The 1,703-nt window shown below is 37.2% G+C and carries 1 protein-coding gene and 1 pseudogene; both read right to left on the reverse strand.

Translation table 11 applies throughout. The annotated features are described in order from the left end of the window. Positions 1-239 precede the first annotated feature (239 nt). Positions 240-1,448 (reverse strand): CaiB/BaiF CoA transferase family protein, encoded by a 1,209-nt coding sequence (locus BLR86_RS25465; protein ID WP_090768609.1) that lies wholly within the window; start codon positions 1,446-1,448, stop codon positions 240-242. A 63-nt stretch (positions 1,449-1,511) separates the two neighbouring features. Next, positions 1,512-1,703, reverse strand: a pseudogene (locus tag BLR86_RS25470) (MaoC/PaaZ C-terminal domain-containing protein); the annotation flags it as partial.

The raw sequence follows: 1,703 nt of genomic DNA on the forward strand, positions 1-1,703 counted from the left end.
GGAAATCGATGTTCTTTATCAGCTTTCCTCCAATATTCATCATCAAATTGACTTGCGATGTCCCGGGCTGTTTTTCTTATCATTTCTTGTTCTTGTGTAAATTCATAACTCATAATCTATAACCCTTCTTTCTTAAATTTACTTCTGATTTTCTATATTTCTTAGTACCCAATAACTTCCAACCGATACATCTGAATTTTCAATTAATTAATTGGCTAGTTGGGATATGAGGCTTTATATTAAGACAGCTTTTGTGATTCATTATTTAAATATACTATTCCTTCGTTTGTCATATCATTAATTTGAGAGGATGTATATCCAATTTCTTGTAATATCTCTTCTGTGTGTTCTCCAATAAGCGGAGGATGTTTCTTTACTTCCCGTTTAACGTTTTGAAAAGATACTGGATAGGCTATCCCTTTTAAATCACCTAGCTTTGGATGAGTGTACTGTAAGATCATTTCTCGATATTTAACCTGTGGATCTTCTACCACTTGATCAATTGTATTAACCGGTGCACATGGAACCTTTGCTTGTTTAAGTACTTCCAACCATTCTTGCGTACTTCGAGTCTTTATTACTTCTTGAACTATTTCTACAGTTTCATTAAAGTTTCTTACTCTATCGGGATTTGTTTTAAAGCGCGAATCATCCATGAAATCTTCTAAACCAACAGCTGGACAAAATCTCCGCCATATAGTGTCATTACCAACCGCAATTAGAATATGTCCATCAGCTGATTCGAACACCTGATAAGGACATAATGTTCCATAACCGGTACCCATACGTTCCGGAACTTTTTGCGTTGCCCAATAGTTTTGAGCTTGGTACCCTAAAAATCCCACTGCAGTTTCCAGCAACGATACTTCAAGATATTGCCCCTCGCCAGTTTGATTGTAATGTAGCAAAGCAGCTAAAATACCGGTTACAGCATGTATTCCTGTAGTTTGATCAATTGGAGAAAAACCTGCTCGGATTGGCGGACCACCCTTCGCACCTGTCAAACTCATAATTCCGCCATAAGCTTGCAATGCATTATCATATCCTGGCAATAAACTGTTTGGACCTGTTCTACCATAACCTGAAATGCTGCAATATATTATTTGGGGATTAATTTCCTTTAGAGTTTCATAATCAACTCCCAACCGATTTGTCACCCCAGTTGCAAAACTTTCAACCACCACATGTGACTGCTTTACCAACTTTCTAATTATTTCTTTGCCTTCTTCACTTTTTAGATCCACCGCAATACTTCTCTTGTTTCTATTTGCACTTAAAAATACTGTACCTTCCTCTCCTATAAAAGGAGGCCAAGCCCGCGTATCATCGCCAGAGTCAGGATGTTCTACTTTAATTACTTCTGCTCCTAAATCACCTAAATATTGTGTGCATAAGGGTCCAGCCAAAATTCTTGACAAATCCAGAACCTTAATCCCTTCTAAAATCATTGGTATTCACTTCCTTTTCAATAATATTTTTGTCCGGTGCCACTTTTTTTGTGATCTGGGTGTTTATTCAGCGAATTTTTTTTTCATTAAAGAGGTACGGCGACATTCCATTACAACTGTACCATGTTGGTTTTTTGCACGATGTTCAAAAAATAAAAGCCCATCGTTTGGTCTTGATTTGGATTCACGTTTATTGATGACTTCTGTCTCCACATAAATCGTGTCACCAGGGAAGACAGGATTCGTAAACTTAAC

The sequence above is a fragment of the Bacillus sp. OK048 genome (genome assembly GCF_900103525.1).
Lineage (GTDB): Bacteria > Bacillota > Bacilli > Bacillales > Cytobacillaceae > Neobacillus.

What these genes read in the sequence shown, in the direction of transcription:
- BLR86_RS25465 (WP_090768609.1), bottom strand. Translation starts at nt 1,448, where the DNA reads ATGATTTTAGAAGGGATTAAGGTTCTGGATTTGTCAAGAATTTTGGCT.